Consider the following 6,685-nt stretch of genomic DNA (forward strand, 5'->3'; position numbering starts at 1 on the left):
ACAGCTAGCCTACCCGCGAAAAACCGAATAAGCCTGCCAAGGGATGCAAGCGGCCTTCGATATTGGCCCTCAGTAAATCCGCACCAATCATACTGTAGCTGATACCGTTACCGCCGTACGCGAGAGCGAATTGCACCCTGGGACCATACTGCGGATGCTCGCCGAAAAAAGGCAGGCCATCCTTGGTTTCTGCAAACGTGCCGCCCCAGGAAAACGCCGGGCGCATCTGCAGGTCCGGAAACAGTTTCCTGACCTTCTTGCATAAACCTTTGGCCTTGCTATCCACCCGTCGGTCCCGACGCGCCGGGATGTCGATATCGTCGTCATCTCCACCGACCAGAAGCCGGCCATTGCCCGTCGTGCGCATGTACAGGTAAGGCCTGGCTGATTCCCACATCATAGTGGACGCTAAGGGGCCGAGGGCTGACTCTTCTATCGGGTCGGTAATAAAGGCATAACTGCTGCGGTTCTTCGCCACCGACTGCTTCAGCCATTTCTGCGAGGCATATCCAGCGGCCATCACCACATGCCTGGCCTGAATTTTGAAACCTTCCGGTGTTTGCAGAGTCACCTTGTCTTCCGATGGTTCGATGGTATGAATAACCGTGCGATCAAACACCCTGCCGCCGCGTTCTGCCAGCCGGAGGAGCAGCTTGGAAGCCATACGATATGGATCAACCTGGGCCGCCAATTTGGTCAGAATCGCGCAAGGCGCCTTGAAGCCAAAGCGCTCCTTCACGCCACCCGCATCAAGCCACTCAGCGTCAAACTCATGCTTTATTCGCAGATCGTACTCTTCTCGCAGCTCGGCCTTGTGGCTACGTTTACTGGCGAAGTACAGGCTTTCCCGCATGCCGAAATCCACATCACCCAATTCATCAGCAAGATCCCGCAGATCCGTGATCGCGGCGGCACAGGCCTTGTAAGCTGCCACCGCATGGAACTCGCCGTACATCCGCGCCAGATCGGCCATATGGGTGTCAATTTCGTACTGCAACAATGCCGTGCTCGCAGCAGAACTGCCCCAGGCGATATCGCGCTGCTCAACCACCACCACATCAAAACCGTTCTTACCCAGATTGTCAGCGATCAACGACCCGGTAATACCGCCTCCTATCACCACCACATCACAGCTGATATTCGCCTTGAGCTGGGGGAAAGCGCACATGAGGCCATTTTTGATGGCCCAGAAGGGGTAACCGCTTTTGAGGTCCATGTCGTAATCCTTTTTAGAGGGCGAATGGGAGAGGGGTGTATGCAGTATAGGTTCTTGTGAAGGGGGCTGAATATGGATGTTTGGGGATTTTTAACGCGAGCCATAAGCGGCGCCCTGGCAAGGGCGTCCGGTGTAGGGCCCACCGGCCCGGAACAACCTTAATGGCCTTGTATGCATTAGTGTTGAACCGAAGAGGAAAACACATTCATTATTACAATTCCGGTAATTATAAGGGCCATACCAACTATTGCTGGAAGATCTAACTTTTGACCAAATATAGCCAAACCGACAACCGAGATTAGAACGATTCCAGCTCCAGACCAAATAGCATATGCGACGCCAACCGGAATAGTTTTAAGCACCAATGATAAAAAGTAAAAGGCTATACTGTAACCCACGACAACAACAATACTGGGCAACAAATTAGTAAATCCCTCTGAGGATTTCAGAGCTGCTGTACCAGCAACTTCAGCGACAATAGCTATAGCCAAATATAAATAACTCATTACGCTCCTCGCTGTGTATAACGCTTTGCTCAACAGTGCGGTAAATGACCGTCCACTAAAGAGGTGAAAGATCAGTGGCCTTTGCATAGCGAAGCGACGTAAAGGCCATCCCCGTGACGCGGATTGTTAGCTTTTATATAGTCGGACGTTTGGCGAACAATGCCCAGACCCCTGCTGTTGAGAGTAACGCACCACCCGCAAAATTAAACCTCCGCTGTGCCTTGGCAGATGAGAGCAACCGGCGAGCAGATGATGCGAAAACGGTGTACAGCGTGGCATTTATCGTCGCCAACGTAACGAAGGTGACAGCGAGCAGCCACAATTGCGATGTGCTGTTTGCTCCCGGAGTGATGAACTGCGGCAAGAATGCTACGAAAAAAACGATGCCCTTTGGATTGAGCGCAGTAACAAGATAGGTGTTAGCAAACAATTTCAAACGCGAAGAGGCAAAATCCAGAGCGACGGTTTCAGCCACCAAAAGGCCTGAGCGAAACAACTTGATACCAAGGTAGAGCAAGTACATACCGCCAGCCACTTTGACTACTGTGAACCAGAAAGCCGATATTGCGAACAAGGCACCCAACCCTATAATAGACGCGAATAGCGCGGTTGAATCGCCGAGTGCAACGGCAATCACCAATGGTATGTTGGCTTGGCGACCATGAGCCATGGAATAGCTTATAACTGCGAGGATTGTGGGACCGGGAATAACAAGCAGAACTGCCGATGCAATAACGAACGCAAACCATGATTCAAGTACCACGAAAGTTCCTCCAGAAAGCTAACGCCCCTTTGCAGCGGCGAGCGTAGCGAGTCCGGCGCCGACAGGCGCAAACTGCGACGGCTTGTTATGTATTTGCTCACTCATTATAGAGCGAACCTCCGTAATACTGAAAAACTAACAAGCATCCAGATGACAAAGACAGCTAGCAGCGACAGCCTTAAAAAATGAAGGCTTCCCGGCATCTGTACATACAGAGCAGCCGGCGCCTCTTTCTAACGGCGCGCCACAAGAAGGGCACAAGCCCGAGTTAACGCGATAGTTGTGCCAGAGTATCAAGAATAGTCCGGTCGGCAACACTAGAATCCAAGGCAGAAGAATTATGTATTGCCAGCTCATATTCATCACCTAGAAAACATAACACCCCATTAACGGGAAAGAATCAGTTGGTTAAAATTTGTGGCGCAGTAGAAAAATCAACTATTTTTTGTCCTGTTAAATTCATTGTTTTGTTTCTTTACTTCCAAGGTAAAAATATATATTAATGAAACAGCCCAAAATAATATGCTGGTAAAGAGAGGGCTATAAATAAAATACCTAACCCGTCACCATTACCTTTGGCTAAGCGAGCATTTTCTTCATCACCTTTCTGGTATAGAATATCTGCATGGTGACCTACGGGAATGATTTTTGAATGAAATGAAGTTTTAGATTTAACAACATAGGTAGAGCCATTAACTGTTAACTCAAAAAAGGGCCTATAAACCTTCCTCTTAATGTTATCAGTATCTTTAGAAATGTATTCCTCATAACGAAGAATTCTGCCTTTAATTTTAAGTGCTTTCTTGTTGAAGCGTCGGTAGTCGTAGCATATGTAAATACCTAACGCGCTAAAAATAACCCCTCCAAACAATGGAATAATGCTCATTTATCTCTCTTTGACATGATTCAGAGTGTAAACCGGTCCTGCGATGAAACATAACGCGAAAACGAAGCGGCGCGTCTCACGCGTCCGGCTTCCGTGATTGGTTATAAGACATTGCCTGGTAAATGTCGGACACAGGCTCCATTCGGATTGCGGAATCTTCGACTTCTACACTCACTCGAGCGTCTTCACATAGCTTTTTAACTATATTTTTAAACCAAGGATCTGCATGTGGCGAGACAACCAATTTTTGAATCAGTTGTCCCAGGTCCACTCCGAGTAAAAGGCCCGAGTTTTCGTTTTTAGGTAACGTCGAGAGATCTAAGTCAGAATTCCAAGCCACGACTCTCATCTCTCGCTCAAAAGCGTATGGCTTTGATTTGGCTATGAATGGGTCTAGTGAATTGCCTGAGAAACTATCGTTGATGTGACAAACGTATTTTACTCGCTCAATCTCTAGACTGTCATATGAAGCATCCGGGGCGATGGCTTCTTTTAACTGTTCATCAGTTGAAAAGATACACACAGAGTTTTTATCACGACCGTATAGCGGCCACATAGCTGCACATTCATACTCTGACTGGTGCCAACAGCTTACGTATATCCATTCTCTGCAGGCCGGAAACAATCGCTCTGCATCATCGCGAGGATAAGATCCAAACGGTGTTGGAAATTGCCTCGCACTAACTTCGCTTTGAGCTAATTTTGAACTCTTAAGCCGAGAGGCTCGCTCATCAGCAGTTTCTGCTGCACGAGGCCAAATATCGTTAATTGCCAAATCAATGTGTGCAGGAGCGTTCGATGTCTTAAAGAAATCATCAACCGTCAAGCCACCTTCTAATGCATCCTCAAAGGCGGACATTTTTGCGAAATAGAGTGACCTTGTCTGAACAAGGCCTACAAACTTTGGAAGGTCCATATACCTTTGAATAATCATAGATATCCTTCTTAGGCTTCCTTGCTAAAGCCCCCTTATAACGCCGCCAACACGCGCAGCTTTGTAGTGGAGGCGAAGCCGCACCGAAAAAGCTGTCGCCGTGCTTGGCCTGGTTAGGCATTGCCTTACTCATTCCCACTGCGCTACGCACCCAATGTATTCGTTTATTACGATCCGCACTTCAATGTATCCGACTGCCGATGCTACATAGCGATACATGTTGGGCTGAACGACAATCCAACCACTTTGATCCGTATCTTGGCCGGTTAACATTCGTTGCATCGCTCTGCTCCCTACTTCCGGCCAAACTTCAGCGGCAACTGGCTGCTCAAAATCCATACGCTGTTGTTCTGTCAGCGCAAGCATGGGAAATACGGAAATATCGTCAGGTTCGCGAGCAACTGATTCATGAAGCTCAAATAGCGCATGCCCTTGAGCAAGCTTAGTTAATACTGCTTTTACACGATTGTGTTCTGGTTCGAAAATCGTGTTGCCTTCTACCACAGATATAGAAGATTCAATCTTTGAACGGAGAGCCTGTTTTCTCTTAAGAATCTTCGCAATTTTCTCACGACCAATTTTATCTGGATCTGTAGAGCCAGCTAGCACGCACGAAATTAGGCACGCCAAGTACTCCTCATCTATGGAAAAGCTGCTATTACATTCAACGCAAGCAGGCACTACAGGCAAATTTTCTGGAAAAGGCTGATCAAGGAAAACTCGTGATGGGCAGTGATCCCTGGTACCAGTTTTGCCGCCACAGAAGGCACAGTAAGCTAGCGTACGCTGATCTCCGAAGTTTGTTATTTGCTCCATACTGGTCTTGCCTAACGCCTGCTTAAACGGCGGTTTTTGCGCAGCGAAGCGGAGAAAAAGCCGTCCGGTGGAGGCCCTTTGGGCCGGAACGTATTTAATGCACTGGTTAAGTTTCGAATGCTCCAATCCATACAGGCTGGAGAGCCTGTAGTGGCTTTGGTTCCTTTCCGAGCTTTTCTAGAAAGTTGGCGTTATCTTTCCACTGGGACCACGCACATAGGGCTGCTATTCGGTGATTGCCATCCATGATCTCTAGACCTTCTCCATGATCGACCAACACTGGAGGCGACGGGAACAAACCGTGATCGATAAGGTGATGAAGCTGAACGTGAAAGCGCTCCTTTCCCCTCTCCCCCAATGCTCGAGAATATTCATTGTCTTCCCCGCCAACATAAGCTCGTAGCATGGCCCCAAGCGAAGCGGTACAACTCGGGCTCAACACTAGCTCAGAGAAGTTCTGATCTCTTAGCTCCCAGTTAACCGAACGCCAGCGGTCTAAGTCTGTTTCTTTGAGAAGGTACCGCCATCTTTCAGCAGTAGGAGGCCAACCCTCATCTTGAGCAAACGGCTCAATCCAATCTCTGATTACATCATCTGGAAAGTTGGGAAGATCTTCCTTGATAGCGTCGAACATTTCCGAACTCCGTAAACTTAACGCTGAAATAAGCGGCGGCCCGACAGGGGCGTCCGGTGGAGGCCGCAGGCCGGAACGAACTTAATTGATTTGTTAAAAGGCCCAAAATCCGGCACTAAATCTACTGGCATGGAAACGATTCGCGAAACGCTTTGATAACCAGTAGAACCTGTGGCTCATGGAGAGTTGCGGGATTATCTCGGAGATATTTCACAAGTACTCGTACCTTTTGTCCAAAGGCGACTTCCTGCGGTATACAAAAGTTACCTTCACCTTTGGTAGCTGCCTGCACGAAATTGAAATCAGTAGCTCCTTGAACATAGCCAACACATATACCTGCGCCATACGGATCTTTATTGCCTGCCCCCTTATCCAAGAGATGGAGAAAGGCCCCGCACTCTTTTAACAAGCTGTTCCCATTATTCTGAATGGAATTCGCTTTTACAAAAAAAGAGCTCGAAACCATGAGCAAGAGAATGACAATTCGCCAGTACATAATAGTTCCCTTTAACAGCTGTTAAATGCTTACTAACTCCGATGCCTAGCCCAGATATTGGAGTGGAAAAACTCCACGTCATCACCGACGTCTAGATCATCGAGTGCATCTGGGTCATCAATGAACCGGCTTACAGAACCCTCGTAAGCATTACCGTTGATGGTACCGACGGTGACATTGACTCTACTTCCACCAACCTTGAGTGTTACCTCATCACCTGGCTCGATAGATTGCGACAGGCTCGTTCCGGGCTCATAGTCGCCGAAATACATGAGTCCAGAATCGTCGTCTGCGCGGTAATCAAATTCCATGGCTGCACCTATGATTGATGTTATGAGCTTTTAACGCTTGGCTTTGCGGCGTGATCTTGTACCACTTTGATGGACACTTTATGCACTGAGCTTTTCATAATCCTCCGGGGATTGGTAGCCCAG

Annotated in this window: 9 protein-coding genes; all 9 read right to left on the reverse strand. The window is 48.2% G+C overall.

Going from position 1 to position 6,685, the window contains the following annotated elements:
* Window positions 1-4: 4 nt before the first annotated feature.
* The 9 genes from Q4606_RS17750 to Q4606_RS17790 all read right to left on the reverse strand — a co-directional run bounded on the left by Q4606_RS17750 (window position 5) and on the right by Q4606_RS17790 (window position 6,562).
* Window positions 5-1,216 (reverse strand): FAD-binding oxidoreductase, encoded by a 1,212-nt coding sequence (locus Q4606_RS17750; RefSeq protein ID WP_303608300.1) that lies wholly within the window; start codon window positions 1,214-1,216, stop codon window positions 5-7.
* Window positions 1,217-1,392: 176 nt separating this feature from the next.
* Window positions 1,393-1,722 carry a multidrug efflux SMR transporter gene (locus Q4606_RS17755; RefSeq protein ID WP_303608301.1) on the reverse strand — a complete coding sequence of 110 codons (330 nt, stop codon included), beginning with the start codon at window positions 1,720-1,722 and terminating at the stop codon, window positions 1,393-1,395.
* Between the two features lie 133 nt (window positions 1,723-1,855).
* Window positions 1,856-2,485: a LysE family translocator gene (locus Q4606_RS17760; RefSeq protein WP_303608302.1), complete on the reverse strand. Its 630-nt coding sequence runs from the start codon at window positions 2,483-2,485 to the stop codon at window positions 1,856-1,858.
* 499 nt (window positions 2,486-2,984) lie between these two features.
* The gene (locus Q4606_RS17765; RefSeq protein ID WP_303608303.1) at window positions 2,985-3,371 is read right to left on the reverse strand and encodes a hypothetical protein; all 387 of its coding nucleotides are present in this window, start codon (window positions 3,369-3,371) and stop codon (window positions 2,985-2,987) included.
* A gap of 76 nt (window positions 3,372-3,447) precedes the next feature.
* On the reverse strand, window positions 3,448-4,305 hold the full coding sequence (locus Q4606_RS17770; RefSeq protein ID WP_303608304.1) for a hypothetical protein: 858 nt from the start codon (window positions 4,303-4,305) through the stop codon (window positions 3,448-3,450).
* Window positions 4,306-4,434: 129 nt separating this feature from the next.
* Window positions 4,435-5,121 (reverse strand): hypothetical protein, encoded by a 687-nt coding sequence (locus tag Q4606_RS17775; RefSeq protein WP_303608305.1) that lies wholly within the window; start codon window positions 5,119-5,121, stop codon window positions 4,435-4,437.
* Between the two features lie 106 nt (window positions 5,122-5,227).
* Window positions 5,228-5,755, reverse strand: a complete 528-nt coding sequence (locus Q4606_RS17780) for a hypothetical protein (protein WP_303608306.1) — start codon at window positions 5,753-5,755, stop codon at window positions 5,228-5,230.
* A gap of 121 nt (window positions 5,756-5,876) precedes the next feature.
* Window positions 5,877-6,251, reverse strand: a complete 375-nt coding sequence (locus tag Q4606_RS17785; protein WP_303608307.1) for a Rap1a/Tai family immunity protein — start codon at window positions 6,249-6,251, stop codon at window positions 5,877-5,879.
* A 32-nt stretch (window positions 6,252-6,283) separates the two neighbouring features.
* Window positions 6,284-6,562: a hypothetical protein gene (locus Q4606_RS17790; protein WP_303608308.1), complete on the reverse strand. Its 279-nt coding sequence runs from the start codon at window positions 6,560-6,562 to the stop codon at window positions 6,284-6,286.
* Window positions 6,563-6,685 lie beyond the last annotated feature (123 nt).

It is taken from the genome of Marinobacter sp. 1_MG-2023 (genome assembly GCF_030549045.1).
GTDB lineage: Bacteria > Pseudomonadota > Gammaproteobacteria > Pseudomonadales > Oleiphilaceae > Marinobacter.